This window comes from Nonomuraea sp. NPDC051298 (assembly GCF_055586305.1).
Window position 1 is genome coordinate 386,532 of the sequence record NZ_JBVJIM010000005.1, and the last position, 16,807, is coordinate 403,338.

The following is a 16,807-nucleotide window of genomic DNA, read 5'->3' on the forward strand; positions in this document are numbered from 1 at the left end:
GGGCGGCGCCATCCGGGGTCAGGGGCCGAAGACCTGCTGGATGACGCTCTCCCCGTCGCCGACTATCTTGCGGAAGCGCCGGCCCAGCTCGATCGCCTCCTCCCTGGACCGGACCTCGACCAGCGCGAAGCCGACCACGGCCTCCTTGGCCTCGGCGAACGGGCCGTCCGTCACCGTGATCTCGTCGCCGGAGGACGTCATCCGGATCCCGCCCGGCTCAAGGCCGCCGGTGGCCAGCAGCACGCCCGCCGCGGTCATCTCCTCGACGAACTTGGCCATCTCCGCGTACAGGGTCTCGTCGGGGGCGGTGTCCGCGGACTTGGACATCATCAGGTAGCGCATGAGGGGTTCTCCTCGTCTTCCATGCCGTTGTCGTAGCTCTGCCAAGCGTCGAGCAACTGTATGTGACAGGGAATGTCGGCGTTCCCTGTCACATCGGTGGGTCGACGTGTGGGTGAGAACCACGTCGACGTGTGGGAGAGAACCACACAGACCAACCGAAAGGCACCGGCAATGACCGCCACCCAGACCCGCGCCGCCGACACCACCGCCTCCTCCGCCTCGGCCGCCACCCGGTCCCTGCTCACCTGCGCGGCCGTCGCGGCACCCCTGTGGGCCGTCGTCTCCCTGGCCCAGGCGGCCACCCGGGAGGGCTTCGACCTCACCCGCCACCCGCTGAGCCTGCTGAGCAACGGCTCTCTCGGCTGGCTGCAGATCGCCAACTTCGTGATCGCCGGCATCCTCACCATCGCCGGAGCGGCCGGGCTGCGCCGAGCGCTGCGAGGCACCCCCGGAGGCACGTGGGCGCCGCGACTGGTCCTCGTCAACGGCATCGGAATGATCGTCGCCGGAGTCCTCGTCATGGACCCGGGCAACGGCTTCCCCGCGGGCTTCGACGCGGTGCCCACGTCTCTGTCCTGGCACGGCTACGGCCACTTGGCCGCCGGGTCGATCTCGTTCGCCGCCCTGATCGCCGCCTGCTACGTGCTGGGCCGCCACTTCGGCCGGTCAGGCAACCGCGGCCACGCCGTCGCCTCCCGCGTCGCCGGCACCGCGCTGCTGATCGGCAACGGCTGGTCGATGGGCGGCGGTGCGGCCGGATCCCTGGTGCTGGCCGTGGGCACCCTCACCGCCATGCTCTGGGTCGCCCTCGTCGCCGCCCGTTACCGCCACAGCCTCTGAACCTCCGCCGCCGGCTCACCCACCAGGAAGGACACTGACATGACCAAGTTCGCGACGGTGCAGGACTACCTTGCCGTCCTGCCCGAGTCCCAGCGCCGGATCGCCGGCGAACTCCTGCCGATCATCGAGGCGGCGCTGCCCGGAGCCGGGGCCGTCTGGCACGGGCACCCGGTGTGGAGCCTCGGCGACAAGCCCGGCGTGTCCCCGGTCTGCTACCTCAAGGCGTACGCCGCGTACGTGAGCTTCGGATTCTGGCGAGGGCAGGAGCTGTCCGACCCGTCCGGCCGTCTCGAACCCGGCGCCAGGGCCATGGCCGGGGTGAAACTTCGCGAACCTGCCGACCTCGACCCCGACCTGTTCGCCGCCTGGCTCCACGAAGCCCGCGGTCTGGAAGGTGCCTGACCAGAGGCTGCCGGGCCAGGACGAATGCCTGGATGGGGCAGCAGATCAACCGGATGAAACAGTGTGAAGACTTGACATTATGTTGGGTTTTTACAATATTTTGTTCATGAGTCCGGTGAGGCGTGACAACGCGCTCCCCATCTACAACCGGCTGCAGGTGCTCCGCGCCGAGCGGAACATGAGCCGCGCGGCGTTGGCGGAGGCCGTCGAGGTCAACCCGCAGACGATCGGCGCGCTGGAGCGGGGCGACCACTACCCGAGCCTTGACCTGGCGTTCCGGATCTGCGCCGTGTTCGATCTGCCGGTGGAGACCGTCTTCAGCCGCAAGCCGTTCACCCCACTGTCCACACAGCTCTACCGGGAGTAAGAGATGCTCAGCAACGCACTGCCGCGAACCAGGGCCCGCCGCCGCCAGGTGGCGATGTCGGTGCTCGCCGGTTTCGCACTGCTGATCGCCGGGGCGGCGCTGTTCCGGGAGCCGACCCTGGAGGTGTCCGCCGTGCTGATGGTGGCGGGCCTGCTGCTGGGCGTCGGCGGGCTGTACGTTCTCCGGTCCCTCACGGGACGGCTGACGGGGGACGGCCGGGATCTGGACGAGCGCGAGACCGAACTTCGCAACAACGCGCACTACCGGAGCTACCAGATGTTCGCCTTGCTGATGCTGGTCGACCTCGCCTACGGCCTGGCGGTCGCCGGGCGGCCGGACGGAGGATCGCTGACCTCCAGCATGACCGCGGCATTGCTCCTTCTCGGCCTGGCCATGCCCACGCTGAAACTGGCGTGGTCGCTGCCCGACGACGATCCCGAGGACTTCGTCACGACCGCTTGAGCGCGATGACGCCGACGGGCGCATTTCGATCGCGCTGCTTTTGTGGATGCCTGTTCGCGCCGGATTTATCGGCCGTTCATTGCCGCATGGCGGGATTCGGAACTCGTGGTGAACGCATTGGCGATTGCCGCCGTCATTAGGAGCGGGGATCGCCCAACAACCGGTCACCGTTCAACTCCGGAGAGTATGACGGGCAGCCTGACGCGCGGAAGCCGTCGAGGTAAATGCGGTTCGGCGTACGACGCCCTGTGGTCGGGCGGAGCGGTTCGATCAAGGTCAACGGCCGTGTCCGTCGCCGAAACACAAAGAGCAAGTGATCTTCGTCACAGATCAACATCTTTTCGGATTTACGGTCACCCTATACAGTGCTGGATTGTTGCCCCATTTTCTGGGGGCGGGACGCGGTATGCGAAAGGTTGTGAGGCCGCGGGTCATTGAAGAAGGCTTGGTAATGGCAGTCGATCCTATCCGGCATATTTTCTGGCAGTGAATATTCGAAAAGGAGAAAGTCATGAGCCGTCTCATTGATCGAATGATCGAGCGGATCGCCCCCAAGGCGACCGCGTCCGCCTGCAGCGGCAGCTACTTCTGCAACGCCGCCGGCCACCCGGGCTACTGGTACCGCTTCTGCTGCCCGCAGACCGGCTGCCAGTGGACCAAGGTCGGCAACTGCTGACCTGACCGTCAGGCGCCGGGCGGTGGCGCACGCCGCCGTCCGGCGCTGACCCCGATCGCCTCCTTCGACGACATCATCGACCTGTTCGCGAGGACTTCCTGATGCCCTATCTTGTCGCCGCCGTGGTGCTGCTCGGTGTGCTGTGCCTGCTGAACCTGCTGCTCACGTTCGGAATCCTGCGCCGGATGAGGGCGCAGGCCGACCAGGCGGGATGGCATCCCGGGCCCGTGTTTGCGCTCGGTCCCGGCTCCGCCGTCGGGGAGTTCGCCGTCGTGACGACCACCGGCGAGCCGGTGTCCCACGACAGCCTGACCGGCCTGGTCGGATTCTTCTCCGCAGGCTGCGTGGCCTGCCACGAGCTGCTTCCGCGTTTCGTCGAGCACGCGCGGGAGTCGGGTCGTGAGGACGTGCTGGCGGTGGTCGGCGGCGATGACGCCGAGCTGGTCCAGGCGCTCACTCCGGTCGCCCGGGTCGTCGTGGCCGACCTCGACGGCGGACCGGTGGCTCGGGCGTTGCGGAACACCTGGACCCCGGCGCTGTACCTGGTCGGGGATGATCACAGGATCGTCGCCACGGGATCCAAGATCGAGGAACTGCCGCCTCCGAAGCTCGGGCACGACCGCGTCGCCGGCAAGGGGTGAGCGGTGAGCGCTGCCCCGAAGGGGGACCTGCGGATCCGCGCGCGGGATCTGCGCGCCTCCGCAGCCGAGGCGGTCTCACTCATCTGGCGGGCGGCCTCAGCGAACGTGACGGTGTTCCTGCTGGCGACTCTGGCCGGGGCCGCGGCGCCGATCGCGACCGCGTGGGCGACCAAACTGGTGATCGATCGGTTGACGACTCCGCACGGCGCGGTCGGCGGGCTGGCGCTCGCACTGGTCGCCACCGGACTGGGCGCCGCCGTCCTGCCCGTCCTGGTCCACTACCTGAGGGCCCAGATCGGGCGGTCGGCGGGCCTGACCGCGACCGAACGGCTGTTCGCCGCGGCCGAGCGCCAGGTGGGCCTGCGTAACTTCGAGGATCCGACCTTCCAGGACCGGCTTCGACTCGCGCAGGAGGGCATCGGCCGCATCTCCGAGATCGTGGACGGCATCGGCAGCGCTCTCGGTGGCGCGCTTGCCCTCACCGGCTTCATCGCGTCCCTGCTGATCCTCAGCCCGGCCATGACGGTCATGGTGCTCGTGGCCGCCATCCCGGCGCTCGTCGCCGAGATCCTCCTCTCCCGGCGCCGGTCGGCCATGGAGTGGAGCATCGAACAGTTCCACCGGCGCGAGTTCTTCTACAGCCAGTTGCTCACCGGAGTCGCCGCGGCCACGGAGATCCGCCTGTTCGGCATCGGGGCGTTCCTGCGTGCCCGGATGATGGACGAACGGCGAAGCTCCGATGCGGCCGGTCGGCGGATGGACCTCCGTGAACTCCGCGTGCAGGGCGGACTGACGGTGTTGAGCGCGACGGTGGCAGGCGTCGGCCTGTGGTGGGCGATCACGGCGGCGCGGGGCGGCGCGCTCAGCGTCGGAGACGTCGCCATGTTCCTCGCGGCCGTCATCGGCGTGCAGTCCGCCCTTGCGACCCTGACCGCGGCGATCTCCGGCGGGCAGGCGCGGCTGCTGGCCTTCACCCACTATGTCGCCGTGGTCCGGGCCGAACCCGATCTCCCACGGGCGCAGCACGGGAACGCCCCGCGGTTGCGGCGGAGCATCGAACTGCGGGACGTGTGGTTCCGCTACAGCGACGACCATCCCTGGGTCCTGCGCGGGGTGAACCTGACGATCCCGTACGGATGCGCCGTCGCGCTCGTCGGCCTGAACGGCGCGGGAAAGAGCACGCTCGTCAAGCTGCTGTGCCGGATGTACGACCCGACCCGAGGACAGATCCTCTGGGACGGAGTGGATCTACGTGACATCCCTCCGGCGAGGCTGCGTGAGCGGATCAGCGCCGTTTTCCAGGACCATATGAACTACGACATGACGGCCGGGGAGAACATCGCCCTCGGTGACCTGAGCACACTGGCTGAGCCAGGGCGGATCCGGGAGGCGGCCGGCCGCGCGGGCATCCACGACAAGCTCGCCGCGCTGCCGCGAGGTTACGACACACCACTGACCCGCATCTTCGTGGTCGGAACGGACAAGGACGACCCGGTGACCGGCGTCGTCCTGTCCGGCGGGCAGTGGCAACGCCTCGCGCTGGCCCGAGCCTTCGTGCGCGACGACAGCGACCTGATGATCCTCGACGAGCCCAGCTCCGGCCTGGACCCCGAGGCGGAGCACGAGATCCACACCGTGATGCGGGAGCACCGCGAGGGCCGGACGAGCCTGCTGATCTCCCATCGGCTCAGCGCCGTCCGCGACGCCGACCACATCGCGGTCCTGGACGACGGCCGGATCACCGAGCACGGGTCGCACGACACGCTGCTGGCCGCCGACGGCAGCTATGCCAGACTCTTTCGGCTCCAGGCCGCCGGATACCAGGAGGCTCTGTGACACTCGCTCTTCCGGCCGCCGTGGTGCTGCTGGCCGCCGGTCTGCTGGTGCTGTCGGTCCGCCGTGGTTTCCTGGTCACCGTCGTCGACGGCACGAGCATGGAACCGGCGCTGCGATCCGGCGACCGCCTGCTGGTACGCAGGACCAGACGGATCCGCGTGGGGCAGATCGTCGTCGTGGAGTTCCCCGACCTCCCGGGCGTCCCGGGCGTCCCGGGCGGGAGGGCGTCGGCGACCAAGCGCGGCCGGCAACTGCTCGTCAAGCGGGCCGTGGCCGTGCAGGGCGATCGGCTGCCCACCGAGTGGGAGTACCCGGACGTCGACGGGATAGCCGGCACGGTCGTGCCGCCCGGGTCCGTCGTGGTGCTCGGCGACAACCGCGCGACGAGCTGGGACTCCCGCCACTACGGCTTCGTGCGCCGCGAGCGGTTGGTGGGCGTAATGCTCCGGCACCTGCCCGGATCGGGCGAGCCCGAGGCCGAGGACGCCCGACAAGCCCGCTCCCATGATCGCGAACCGACCTGACCTCGGGGCGACCCTCGAATGTTGGCGAAGAGCAACCACATGAGGCCAAGAAGTCGAGCCGTTGTGGGCGCTGGGGCTTCTTCGATCTCGGGTGACTTCGGCGCCGCGGGCGTGGGGAGCAGGCCCTAGGAACGGTCGAGCAGGCGGGCCGCGATCCTGTTCGCCGCCCGCCACGCGAGCGCGACGGTGGTGAGCGTCGGGTTGGCGGCGGTCGAGGTGGGGATGACGCCGTTGCCGCCGACGTACAGGTTGTCGACGCCCCAGACCTTCAGGTACTGGTCGCAGACCGAGGTCCCGTCGTCGGCGGCGCCCATGCGGACCGTGCCCTGGTAGTGGAGCGACGACCCGCCCGCGGCCAGCTCGGGCTCCTCGGCCAGGGCGCCGATGCGGTCGGCGCCGCGGCGGGCGTTCTCCTTCAACCGCTGGATGGTGAGCAGGTCCTGGTCCGTGTGGGAGTAGTGGACGGTCATCTTCGGCATGCCGTAGAAGTCGGTCTCGGTCTCGCTGAACTCCACCCGGTCGCGGAACTGGATGTCCTTGGCGCCGTACCACGCGAACGCCACGAGCCGGGACGCGAGGGCCTCGTCGTCGATGCCCAGGCTGTAGGGGGAGTTCAGCAACGCGATGATCCCGCCCTGCATCGGGCGGGCGTCGGAGAAGGGGACGAGCACGTAGCCGAGGCGCTCGGGGTCGCTGTCGTGGCGGGCCGGGTCGAAGGCGTCGTTCAGGTGGCCGAAGGCGCCGACCTGGAAGTGCTCGTTCAGGTGGTGCCCGAGCGCGGCGGGGCGGACGCCGGACGCGAACAGCACCTGGGGCGTACGCAGCCCGTCGGCGCACACCACGACGTGCCGGGCGCGTACCTCGCGGAGATCGCCCGTCCCGCGATCCTCCAGAAGGGCGCCGACGGCGACGCCGTTCTCGACGACGACCCGCTTGGCGAGGGTCCCGGCGCGCAGCTCGAATCCGGGGACGGTGGCCTCCAGGTCGCCCAGGATGACGCCGGTGCCGGAGAAGTGCGCCTGACCGTCCTTCCACTGGATGGCGCTGGGCATGAAACCGACCGGGGTCAGGCCGGGGCCGTCGAACTCGTCCGCCATCTCCCGCCGGATGGCCTCCGCCAGCCCCGTCCCCGGCACGTCCCACTTGGTGACGCCGAGGAGCTGTTCGGCGTGGTCGAGGGCGGCGTCCAGCTCGTCGGCGGGGATGAACGGGATCCGCTCCGACTGGTGCGGCCGTGGCGAGGAGGTGCCCCAGTGGATGCCCATTCCGCCGACCCCGCTGGCCATGCTGGCCGCCGAGAGCCCGACCTCGCCCTCGGCGAGCTTCGGACGGGGGTCGAGGAAGAACAGTCCGGGCAGGATCGTCTGCCGGAACTCGAGGCTCGGGTCGAGCCCGTCCGCGATGTCGGCGAGGGCCTTGGCGCGCTCGACGCCGGTCTCGGGCCCCTGGGTGAGCAACTGCGCGGCGACGCGGGCCTCTTCGCCCATGTTCTGGGTGTGCGCGCCGCGGACGCCGGGGATGTGCGGCCCGACCTCGACCATGAGGATGCGCGCCGTGGGCACGGCGTCGCCGATGGTACGGGCGTAGGTCGAACCGGCGGGGCCTGAGCCGATGATGAGAACGTCGACCTGCTCGGTCATGTTTCGTCTCCCTGAGGGTGGGGTGGTCGGGGATCAGCGGTTCCGGAGATCCGGGGCGATGGGCGGGCGGGCGGCGGTCATTCGGTCGGCCCGTCGACGGCGGTCCAGGCTCCCGACGCCGCCGAGTCGAGGACGGCCTCGACGATCCCGACGGAACGCACTCCGTCCGCCAGGGTCGGCAGCCCGTCCGGCGGGTCACCGGCGATCGCGGCGTAGGTGCCGGCGACGAAGGCGTGGAAGCAGTCCTGGTAGCCCTGGGCGTGGCCGCCGGGCAGGTAGGACAGGCGGCGCTGGCCGCCGGAGGCCCGGCCCGCGCCGCGGGCGATCACGGTCGCGCCGTCCGGCGTGCCGATCCAGGCGGTCTCCGGGCTCTCCTGGTCGAACACGGCCGAGGCGACCGCGCCGTCCAGCTCGAACCAGAGCCGGTTGCGCCGCCCGGCGGCGACCTGGGACACGACGACGTTCGCCGGGACGCCGGAGGCGGTGGTGAGGGTGACGATCGCGAGGTCGTCGGTCGTCACCGTCCCGGCCGGGGCGCCCCCGGCGGCCAGCCCCTCGGCCTCGGAGACGGAGGTCGCGACCGGCTTCTCGCAGACCATGCCTGCCCGCCCTGAGCACGGCGGTCGCGTAGGAGGCGTGGGTCGAGTTGGGCGTGCACACGTGGACGACGTCGATCTCGGCGGCGAGGAGGGCGTCGAGATCGGGGAACGCGGCGACGTCCCAGTCGGCGGCGATCTGGGCGGAGCGTTCCCGCCTCGATCCGAGCACGCCGACGACCACGCCACCGGCCGCGTGGACGGCGCGGCGGTGGATGGCCGCGACCATGCCCCCGCCCACGATCGCCGCGCGCACGGGGCCGCCGCGGGTGGATCCGGTCATGTCGGTCATGTCAGGGCGCTTCCGTGGCCGGGGCGCCGGACCGGTCGAGAACGGATCGGGTGAGGTCGAGGACGCGGGCGCTCTTGGCCCAGGGGTCGCCGCCGTTGCCCTCGTACTCGACCGAGAGGGGGCCGGTGTAGCCGTGGGCGGTGAGGATCCGGAGCGCGCGTTCGAGGTCGACCGGGCCGACGACGCCGTCCTCGGAGACGTGGTGGGCCTTGAGGCTGACCAGTTCGGCGTGGCCGGCCAGGGCCTCGACGCCGTCGTAGAGCGGGGTCAGGTCGAGGCCCGCGAACACCTCGTCCGGGTCGCTCTCGCCGCCGAAGAGGACGGCCATCGCGGGGGCCATCAGCACGTCGAAGTTGCCCAGGTCGAGCAGCAGGCCGCAGGCGTCGCGCCCGACGGCGTCCAGCAGGTGCCGCATCCACGCCGGGTCGCTGCTCGGCCCGCCGTGGTTCTCCACGAGCAGCCGGGCGCCCCGCTCCTCCGCGTACGAGCCGAGCCCGCCCAGGGCGTCGACCAGGTGGGCGGGCGGCGTGGCACCGTGGTGCGGGCTGAACGGCGAGCCGGGGTTGACCCGGACGAACCGCGTCCCCATCGCGGTGAACCGGTCGATCCACTGCTTGATGAGCGCGACGTCGGCGGCGCGCCTGTCGTCGTCGGCCTCCAGCAGGTCGCCGACGTCGATCGCGACGTTGAGCAGCCGCACGCCGGACGAGCCGAGCGCGGCGGCGAACAGGTCGAGCTCCGGGTCCGCCAGCCCGTCGAACTGGAAGGCCACCGTCTCGACGGCGTCGACGCCGAAGGCGTCCCTGGCGCGCGCGGGGAACTCCGACAGGCGCAGCAGCTTCGGGTAGGGCAGGTCGATGTGCACGTCGTTGCCCTGGGGGTCGACGAAGTCGAAGACGACCGGGCCGAGCTGCTCGCGGACGCTGTAGGAGGACACGGACAGGGCGTTCATGGGATCTCTCTTCCGGTCGGACGGGTCGGGCAAGTCGGAGGGGTTCGAGGGGGTTCGAGGGGTCAACTGACGGTGGCGGGGGCCTGCGCGGCGTCCGGGCGGGTGATGGGGGCCCAGCGCGGGTCGCCCTCGCGGCCGATCTCCGGCAGCCGGAGCACGGCGAGGGCTCCGAGTACGCCGCAGACGGCGAGCGTGAGGTAGAGCGCGGGGAAGCCGCCGAGGCCGAGCAGGAACGGGGCGGCGAACGGCACGATCGACTGCGGGAGCGTGTTGGCCAGGTTGATGATCGCGAAGTCCTTGCCGGCGTTCTCGCTGCTGGGCAGCACCCGGACGCACAGCGCGCCGTCGATCGAGAGGAACAGGCCGACGCCGAGGCCGAGCAGGGTCACGGCGACGTACACGACCCCGAGGGTCGGGGCGGTCGCCTGGAGCACCAGCGCGGCGGCGGCTATGACGCCTCCGGCGATGACGAAGGGCTTCTGCCGCCGCATCCGGTCGGAGACCAGGCCGGAGACCGCGCTGGTGATCGCGAGCACCGCGACGTTCAGCAGCGACATCACCAGGACGACGCCGCTGACCGACTCCGGGGTGATGTCGAAGCGTTCCATGACGAAGATGGCGTTGTAGGTGCCGCTCGCGAAGCCACAGGTGATCAGGAAGCGCACCAGCCACGCCCAGCCGAAGGCGGGGTGCCGCCACGGATTCAGCCAGTACGACTTCAGCAGCTCCACCAGGCCCAGGCCCGGCTGCCCGGCGGCCCGCGGGTGCTGCGGGTCGCGCAGCAGGACGACGGCGAGGACGCCGAGGAGCGCCGCGACGACGGCGACGACGCCCCACTGCACGACCAGTTGGGAACTGGCGCTGACGGCCGCGATGCCGATGAGCGGCCCGACCGCGGCGGCGAGCCCGATGAATCCGGAGACCGTTCCGCGCCGGCCCGCCGGAACCTGGTCGGCGAGCAGCGCGCTGGTGGCGGCGAGCTGGAAGTTGAAGATCGTCTGCGTGGCGCACCAGACGACCGCGACCTGCCACACCTCGGTCGTGAACGCGTGCGCGAACACGACCAGCGCCCCGGCGAGAGCGCCGCTGAGCATCCAGGTGCGACGGCGGCCGAACCGGGCCGCGGTGCGGTCGCTGATGCGGCCCGCGAGCGGGTTGGCCACGAGCGCGAACAGCGCGCCGAAGCCGGTGATCACGCCGAACGCGCCGGCGGTCCCGTCGCCGGCGATCCGGGTGACCTGGAGGGTCAGCAGGAGTTGGAGGGGAGTGAGGAGCGCGACGAGTGCTCCGACGTTCGAGCTGGTCATGGCCAGGATCAGCCGGGGAAGTGGGGTGGCGGGGGCGGCGGGTTCGTTCGCCGCGGCGGCGTCGGAGCGACTGGACATCTGACACGTTCCTTCTTGCGTAACGCCCCCGAAACGGTAGTGACACCCATTATGTACATTCACCCGAACGGGTTTCAATACCAATCCGGAGTGACCGATATGATCCAGACCATGGGATTGCGCGAGCTCAAGGCCACCCGGACCCGGCGGCAGATCGTCGACGTGGCGCTCGACCTGTTCATCGAGCAGGGATACGACGCGACGACCATGGAGCAGATCGCCGAGCGGGCCGAGGTCGGCAGCACGACGCTGTACCGCTACTTTCCGAGCAAGGATCTGCTGATCCTCGACGGGTTCACCCGGTCGATGGACCTAGGGGCGCGGCTGCGCGAGCGTCCGGCAGAGGAGCCGCTGAACGTCGCGCTCGGAGCCGCGATCCATGAGTCGTTCGCGGCCTTCGACATCGGCGACGGACGCCTCGCGGCGGTGCGCCGCATCGTCGACAACGCGCCGGTGCCCAGGGCTCGGCTCTGGGACCTGGTCGCCCGGTCGCAGAGCGACCTGGAGTCCGCGATCGCCGACCGCGCCCGCCGCCCCGCCGGCGACCTGCTGGTCGCGATGACCGCGCACCTCACGTTCGCCGTCTACCAGATCGCCGCGGAGACCTGGTGGGCAGGCGACCACCAGGTCTCACCCACCGGGGTCGTCGACGACCTCCTCCACACCCTCAGCACGCTCGACCTGGTGATCCCCACCCCGCCCCCCAGCCAACGATCCTGAGGGTCGGTGGCCGTCGGCGCCTGCGTCACGTGACGGCCTTCTTGGGTGAAACCGGGGCGAGGGTGCCGTGAAACCCGGGGCGGCGACAGTGAAGGCCATGAGCATCACTGAACTCGACAACGCGGGGGTCACGCCGGCCGCCCCACGTGATACGGACCTGGCCGTCCAGGCGGAAGGGCTGGTCAAGGTCTTCGGCGAGCACCGGGCCGTCGACGAGATCGACCTGGCGGTACGCCCCGGCGAGATCTTCGGCGTCCTCGGGCCCAACGGCGCGGGCAAGACCACCACCTTGCGGATGCTGGCCACCCTGCTGCGGATCGACGTAGGACGCGCCTCGATCTTCGGCGTCGACGTCGCCGGCAACCCGCACGTGATCAGGCAACTGGTCGGCGTCACCGGGCAGTACGCGTCCGTCGACGAGAACCTGACCGCCAGGGAGAACCTCTGGCTGTTCGGCCGGTTGCAGGGGGTCGCCTCGTCGCGCGCGCGGCGGATCGCCGTCGACCTGCTCGACCGGTTCGGCCTGGAGGAGGCCGCCGACAGGCCGATCGCACAGTTCTCCGGCGGGATGCGGCGGCGGCTCGACCTGGCCGCCAGCCTGATCACCAGACCCCCGCTGATCTTCCTCGACGAGCCGACCACCGGCCTGGACCCGCGTACCAGGGGCCAGATGTGGGACACCATCCGCGGCCTGGTCGCCGGGGGCTGCACCGTGTTGCTGACCACGCAGTACCTGGACGAGGCCGACCAGCTCGCCGACCGGATCGCGGTGATCGACCACGGTCGCAAGGTGGCCGAGGGCACCCCCGACGAGCTGAAGACCATGGTCGGCAACTCGACCCTGCAACTGCTGCTGGACGAGCCGGGCGAGGTGCCCGTCGCCGCGGAGGTCGTACGGCGGGTGCTCGGGGCCGAGCCGGTGCTCAGCCCGGAGCGCGGGCGGCTCAACGTCGCGCTGGAGCAGGCCGACCAGGCCGCCGACGTGCTGATCGCGCTGCGTACCGCGGGGGTGTCGATCTCCTCGGTGAGCGTCGCCAAACCCAGCCTCGACGAGGTGTTCCTCGCCCTGACCGGCCACGGGACGGACGAGAAGGAAACGGAGGACCGATGAGCGCCACCATGGTCGAACCCGTCCACGAGACCGTCAGGGCCGCCGAACGGGTGGCCGCCGCCCGGCGGCACGTCACCGTGGGCGAGACCCTGGCCCAGACGCTGACGATGGCCTGGCGGGCGCTCAAGAAGATGCGCCGCAACCCCGAGCAGTTCTTCGACGTGGCGCTGCAGCCGATCCTGTTCACCGCGATGTTCGCGTACATCTTCGGCGGCGCCATCGCCGGCGACGTGAACAGCTACCTGCCGCTGATGATCCCCGGCATCCTCGCCCAGACCGTGCTGACCACGTGCATGGCCACGGGGACGCAACTGCGGGAGGACATGGAGAAGGGGGTGTTCGACAGGTTCAAGTCGCTGCCGATCGCCAGGATCGCGCCGCTCGCCGGGCCGATGGTGGCCGACCTGCTGCGTTACACGATCGCGGCGACGCTGACCTTCGGGAGCGGCCTGCTGATGGGTTACCGGCCGGGCGGCGGGGTGTTCGGGGTGCTGGCCGCGATCCTGCTGGCGATCTTCACCGGCTGGTCGCTGGCGTGGGTCTTCACCTGGGTCGGCACGATCGCCCGGAGCGCCCAGGCCGTGCAGGGCATCTCGATGATGATCCTCTTCCCGCTGACCTTCCTGTCGAACGCGTTCGTCCCGGTTGAGACGCTGCCCGGGTGGCTCGCCGCGTTCGTCCGGTTCAACCCGGTGTCGCACCTGGTCACGGCCGCCCGCGACCTGGCCAACAGCGCCGTGCTCAGCGGCGCGGTGGCCTGGACGCTAGTGGCCGGCGTGGTGGTCATCGCGGTCTTCGCCCCGTTGTCGGTACGCAGTTACCGCCGGCACATGTGACCGCGGGCCGAAGACCCTCTCGACGAGGTTCCTGGCCTCGTCGAGAAGCTCCGGGCCGTGCTGCCCGCCGTAGTCCGCGCGCAGCTCGGCGATGGCCCCGGGCACGGCGGCCTCGGCGTGCGGCTCGATGCGCGCGAAGGCCGTACTGGGCATGGTGCGGTTGTAGGAGAACCGCTCGGCCAGCACCAGGAAGCCGACCGCGTCCCGCGGCGCCATGGCCGCGCGGAGCAGCCCCCACGTGCCGAGCGCGAAGAGCGTCAATCCGTACGCCGGGTAGTCGAGGTGCGGAGCACTCTCGGACAGCGCCCGGTGCAGTCGGGTGACGGACCAGTCGTGGAACAGCCCTTCGCCGTAACCCAGGTCTTCTGGCCCGGCGTGGTGGGCGTGCGCGATCAGGGCGATCGACTCGGTCGTGACCACCCAGGGCTCAAGGCCGCTCTGCGACAGGCCGGGGAAGCGCAGGTCGCGGGCCAGGCGTACGCTCTGCCGGTAGTGGGCCAGGGCGGCGGCCACCTCGCCGCGGGCCATGGACAGCTCGGCGGCGGACAGGGGGAGCACCATGTGCCCGCCGATGGTCGCCCCGAGGTCGCCGAACCTGGCGATCTCCGCGAACTCCGCCTCCGCGGCCGCCAGGTCGCCCTCGCCGAGCGCGGCGCACAGCAGCAGCGAGCGAATCTGCGCCGCGTCGCCGATGGCGCCGAGCCGGACCAGGATCGGCAGGGCCGCCCGCGCGTGACCGATCGCCTTCCCCCGCTGGCCCAACTGCATGCGCAGTTGAGCCATCACGGTGTGCAGGACCGCCGTGAGCCACGGCCCGTCGTCCTCGGTGACCAGCTTCAGGGCGCGTTCGCCCGCCGTGATGGCCCCCGCGAGGTCGCCGGCGTTCTCCAGGACGTGGCTGCACATTTGCGAGGCCATCAGCGCCACGTCGCGATCGTCGCTCCGGCTCAGCTCCGTGAGGCGGCCCGCGGCGCGTTCCGGCGGATCGGACGCGAGCAGGACCGTGGTCATCGCCACCAGCCGGGGATCGCTCGTTTCCCGGACGGGCAGCCGGCCGAGCAGGTCGGCCAGGCCCGCGCTGCTGCTGTCGGTGGTGATCACGATGTTCATCAGCGTGATCAACGCGGCGGACCGGGTGGTGTCCTCGAGCTCGCGCGGCGGGTCCCAGCCGGTGAGTGCCTGCGCGATCGCGTCGCCGAGCACGATGAGCCGTGGATGGTCGCCTCGTACGGACCACAGCCCGCCGATCCCGACCAGCAACCGCACCACCGCCGCGCGGTCGGGCTCGGCCACGGCCTGACGGAGCAGCTCGGACAGGTTGCCCTCCTCGGCGCTCAGCGCGTCGACCGCCGCGAACTGGGTGCGGCCGAGCAGCACGGAAGAGTGCGCCATGGTGTAGTCGGTCGCCCACGCCCGCTGCGCCGCCCGAGCCTCGGGCTCCTCACCGGCCTCCGCCAGCCGCATCAGGCCGAACTCGCGTACGGTCTCCAGCATCCGGTAGCGAAGCCCGTGATCGGTCTCCCGTACGCTCAGCAGCGACTGCTCGGCCAGCGCCTGCACGGCGGGCAGCGCATCGGGCCCGAGCACGTGCTCGGCCGCGGCCAGCGTGAAGCCGTCACCGAAGAGCGCCAACCGGCGCAGGGCCCGGCGCTGCGGCTCGTCCAGCAGGTTCCACGACCAGTCGATGACCGAGAGCAGCGTCTGGTGCCGGTCGGGGGCGCTGCGGTCGCCGCCGCGCAGCAACGCGAACCGGTCCGCCAGGCGACGCCCGATCTCCTCCACCGACATCACCCGGACCTTGGCCGCCGCCAGCTCGATCGCGAGAGGCAGCCCGTCGAGCCGGGTGACGATCTCGGCGACCGGACGTTCGGCGGCCCTGACCCCGGGGCGGGCGGCCCTGGCCCGTTGCAGGAACAGCGCCACCGCGTCGGTCGTGTCCAGCTCGGCGAGCGGGTAGACCTGCTCGGCGGCGATCGCCAGCGGGGCGCGGGAGGTGGTGAGCACCCGCAGGTCCCTGGTGGTCGCGGTGAGGAACGCGACCAGATCGGCGACGGCGCCGATCACGTGCTCGCAGTTGTCCAGGATCAGCAGGGACGGGGCCTGGCCGAGGTGCTGGGCGATCCGGGCGCGGATGTCGGTGCGCTGCTCGGGGGCGAGCGCCCGGCGCCCGCTGACGGAGTCGCGGACCCCGAGCGCCGACCCCACCTCGCCGACGACGCCGTCGGGTGAGGAGACGCCCACGAGTTCGACGAAGTGCGCGACGGGCTGCGTGGCGTCGCGGCCGACGACGTGCGCCAGCCGGGTCTTGCCCAGCCCGCCGGGACCGATGATCGAGACCACCCGGCTCGTCTCCAGCAGCGCGCGGACCGCGCGGATGTCGTCGTCGCGGCCGAGCAGCGAGGAACCGTCGAAGAGGAGGCCCTCGCGCACCGGCCGGTCGGCCGCCAGCAGCCCGGCGTGCACCCGGGCCAGCTCTGGGCCGGGGTCGGCGCCGAGGTGATCGGCCAGGTCGGCGCGGTAGCGCTCGTATCGTTCGAGCGCTGCGCCGACCCCGCGTACGGCGGCCTCGCTGCGCAGCAGGCACGCGAGCAGCTCCTCGTCGTGCGCCCGCGCGGCGGCGGCCTCCTCCAGCAGCGGCAGCGCGCTCTCGTGATCGCCGCCCAGGCTGCGCGCCATGGCCAGCACGCGACGCGCCACGGCCAGTCGCCCGGCCGCCTCGGCGCGCAGCGCGGCCAGCGGGCCGACGGCCGTGGCCAGGCCGTTCGCCGCGAGGCCGAGCGCGTCGTCCGCGTGCCGCCGGGCCTCGGCGATCTCTCCCTCGCCCAGCGCCGCCCGCGCCCGCTCCACCAGGGTGGCGAGCCGGAGCGCGTCGACCTCCTCGGCGGGCAGGCCCAGGCGGTAGCCGCGCGGCGTGCGTACGAGCGCGTCGGGGTAGGTCGCCGCGCGGGTCCTGGAGACGACCACCTGCAGCGCCTTCGTGGGGTTGGCCGGTGGCCGCGCCTCCCACAGCCCTTCGACGAGCTGCTCGTCGGTCGCGCCTGACCGGCCGTGCATCGCGAGCAGCGCCAGCAGGGACTGCGCGCGTTCACCGATCACGCGCGCGCCCCGCCAGCGTACGTCGTCGAGCAGAGTCAACACGAGAGGCACACCGCCAGCCTACGGTGACCGGCCAAGCCCGCAGCCGC

17 protein-coding genes and 1 pseudogene are annotated in these 16,807 nt (G+C 71.3%); 11 read left to right on the plus strand and 7 right to left on the minus strand.

Annotation, left to right across the window (positions count from 1 at the left end; translation table 11 throughout):
- Positions 1 to 18: 18 nt before the first annotated feature.
- Positions 19 to 342 (minus strand): YciI family protein, encoded by a 324-nt coding sequence (locus tag ACZ6S0_RS18750; protein ID WP_465918873.1) that lies wholly within the window; start codon positions 340 to 342, stop codon positions 19 to 21.
- 171 nt (positions 343 to 513) lie between these two features.
- On the opposite strand from ACZ6S0_RS18750, the gene ACZ6S0_RS18755 reads away from it, so the two are divergent.
- The 8 genes from ACZ6S0_RS18755 to lepB all read left to right on the plus strand — a co-directional run bounded on the left by ACZ6S0_RS18755 (position 514) and on the right by lepB (position 6,090).
- On the plus strand, positions 514 to 1,182 hold the full coding sequence (locus ACZ6S0_RS18755; RefSeq protein WP_465918877.1) for a DUF998 domain-containing protein: 669 nt from the start codon (positions 514 to 516) through the stop codon (positions 1,180 to 1,182).
- Between the two features lie 39 nt (positions 1,183 to 1,221).
- A complete protein-coding gene (locus ACZ6S0_RS18760) occupies positions 1,222 to 1,584 on the plus strand; it encodes a DUF1801 domain-containing protein (protein WP_465918880.1) in 363 nt (120 codons plus the stop codon).
- A gap of 106 nt (positions 1,585 to 1,690) precedes the next feature.
- Positions 1,691 to 1,951, plus strand: coding sequence for a helix-turn-helix transcriptional regulator (locus tag ACZ6S0_RS18765; protein WP_465918882.1), 261 nt, complete (start codon positions 1,691 to 1,693; stop codon positions 1,949 to 1,951).
- Between the two features lie 3 nt (positions 1,952 to 1,954).
- A complete protein-coding gene (locus ACZ6S0_RS18770) occupies positions 1,955 to 2,413 on the plus strand; it encodes a hypothetical protein (protein WP_465918885.1) in 459 nt (152 codons plus the stop codon).
- A 511-nt stretch (positions 2,414 to 2,924) separates the two neighbouring features.
- Positions 2,925 to 3,089, plus strand: a complete 165-nt coding sequence (locus tag ACZ6S0_RS18775; RefSeq protein ID WP_465918887.1) for a hypothetical protein — start codon at positions 2,925 to 2,927, stop codon at positions 3,087 to 3,089.
- 101 nt (positions 3,090 to 3,190) lie between these two features.
- Complete coding sequence (locus tag ACZ6S0_RS18780; RefSeq protein ID WP_465918889.1) at positions 3,191 to 3,730, plus strand: thioredoxin domain-containing protein; 540 nt, start codon at positions 3,191 to 3,193, stop codon at positions 3,728 to 3,730.
- 3 nt (positions 3,731 to 3,733) lie between these two features.
- Complete coding sequence (locus ACZ6S0_RS18785; RefSeq protein ID WP_465918890.1) at positions 3,734 to 5,566, plus strand: ABC transporter ATP-binding protein; 1,833 nt, start codon at positions 3,734 to 3,736, stop codon at positions 5,564 to 5,566.
- Positions 5,563 to 6,090 (plus strand): signal peptidase I, encoded by a 528-nt coding sequence (lepB, locus tag ACZ6S0_RS18790; protein ID WP_465918891.1) that lies wholly within the window; start codon positions 5,563 to 5,565, stop codon positions 6,088 to 6,090. Before ACZ6S0_RS18785 ends, lepB begins: the two co-directional genes overlap by 4 nt.
- 125 nt (positions 6,091 to 6,215) lie before the next feature.
- On the opposite strand, the gene ACZ6S0_RS18795 is transcribed toward lepB, so the two are convergent.
- The 5 genes and pseudogenes from ACZ6S0_RS18795 to ACZ6S0_RS18815 all read right to left on the minus strand — a co-directional run bounded on the left by ACZ6S0_RS18795 (position 6,216) and on the right by ACZ6S0_RS18815 (position 10,955).
- Complete coding sequence (locus ACZ6S0_RS18795; RefSeq protein ID WP_465918895.1) at positions 6,216 to 7,730, minus strand: GMC oxidoreductase; 1,515 nt, start codon at positions 7,728 to 7,730, stop codon at positions 6,216 to 6,218.
- A gap of 77 nt (positions 7,731 to 7,807) precedes the next feature.
- A complete protein-coding gene (locus tag ACZ6S0_RS18800; protein ID WP_465919317.1) occupies positions 7,808 to 8,329 on the minus strand; it encodes a hypothetical protein in 522 nt (173 codons plus the stop codon).
- 58 nt (positions 8,330 to 8,387) lie between these two features.
- Positions 8,388 to 8,618, minus strand: a pseudogene (locus ACZ6S0_RS18805) (Gfo/Idh/MocA family oxidoreductase); the annotation flags it as partial.
- A gap of 1 nt (position 8,619) precedes the next feature.
- Complete coding sequence (locus ACZ6S0_RS18810; RefSeq protein ID WP_465918897.1) at positions 8,620 to 9,570, minus strand: sugar phosphate isomerase/epimerase family protein; 951 nt, start codon at positions 9,568 to 9,570, stop codon at positions 8,620 to 8,622.
- A 62-nt stretch (positions 9,571 to 9,632) separates the two neighbouring features.
- A complete protein-coding gene (locus ACZ6S0_RS18815) occupies positions 9,633 to 10,955 on the minus strand; it encodes an MFS transporter (RefSeq protein ID WP_465918900.1) in 1,323 nt (440 codons plus the stop codon).
- Between the two features lie 111 nt (positions 10,956 to 11,066).
- Between ACZ6S0_RS18815 and ACZ6S0_RS18820 the strand changes: the two genes are divergently transcribed.
- From ACZ6S0_RS18820 to ACZ6S0_RS18830, 3 genes are all read left to right on the plus strand, one after another.
- Entirely contained in the window at positions 11,067 to 11,675 is a 609-nt protein-coding gene (locus ACZ6S0_RS18820; RefSeq protein WP_465918902.1) for a TetR/AcrR family transcriptional regulator, read from the plus strand.
- 97 nt (positions 11,676 to 11,772) lie between these two features.
- Positions 11,773 to 12,786 carry an ATP-binding cassette domain-containing protein gene (locus tag ACZ6S0_RS18825; protein ID WP_465918905.1) on the plus strand — a complete coding sequence of 338 codons (1,014 nt, stop codon included), beginning with the start codon at positions 11,773 to 11,775 and terminating at the stop codon, positions 12,784 to 12,786.
- On the plus strand, positions 12,783 to 13,622 hold the full coding sequence (locus ACZ6S0_RS18830) for an ABC transporter permease (protein ID WP_465918908.1): 840 nt from the start codon (positions 12,783 to 12,785) through the stop codon (positions 13,620 to 13,622). The genes ACZ6S0_RS18825 and ACZ6S0_RS18830 overlap by 4 nt, the downstream gene beginning before the upstream one ends.
- On the opposite strand, the gene ACZ6S0_RS18835 is transcribed toward ACZ6S0_RS18830, so the two are convergent.
- Positions 13,551 to 16,769, minus strand: coding sequence for an ATP-binding protein (locus tag ACZ6S0_RS18835; protein WP_465918911.1), 3,219 nt, complete (start codon positions 16,767 to 16,769; stop codon positions 13,551 to 13,553). The two genes, ACZ6S0_RS18830 and ACZ6S0_RS18835, sit on opposite strands and share 72 nt — an antisense overlap.
- Positions 16,770 to 16,807: the final 38 nt, after the last annotated feature.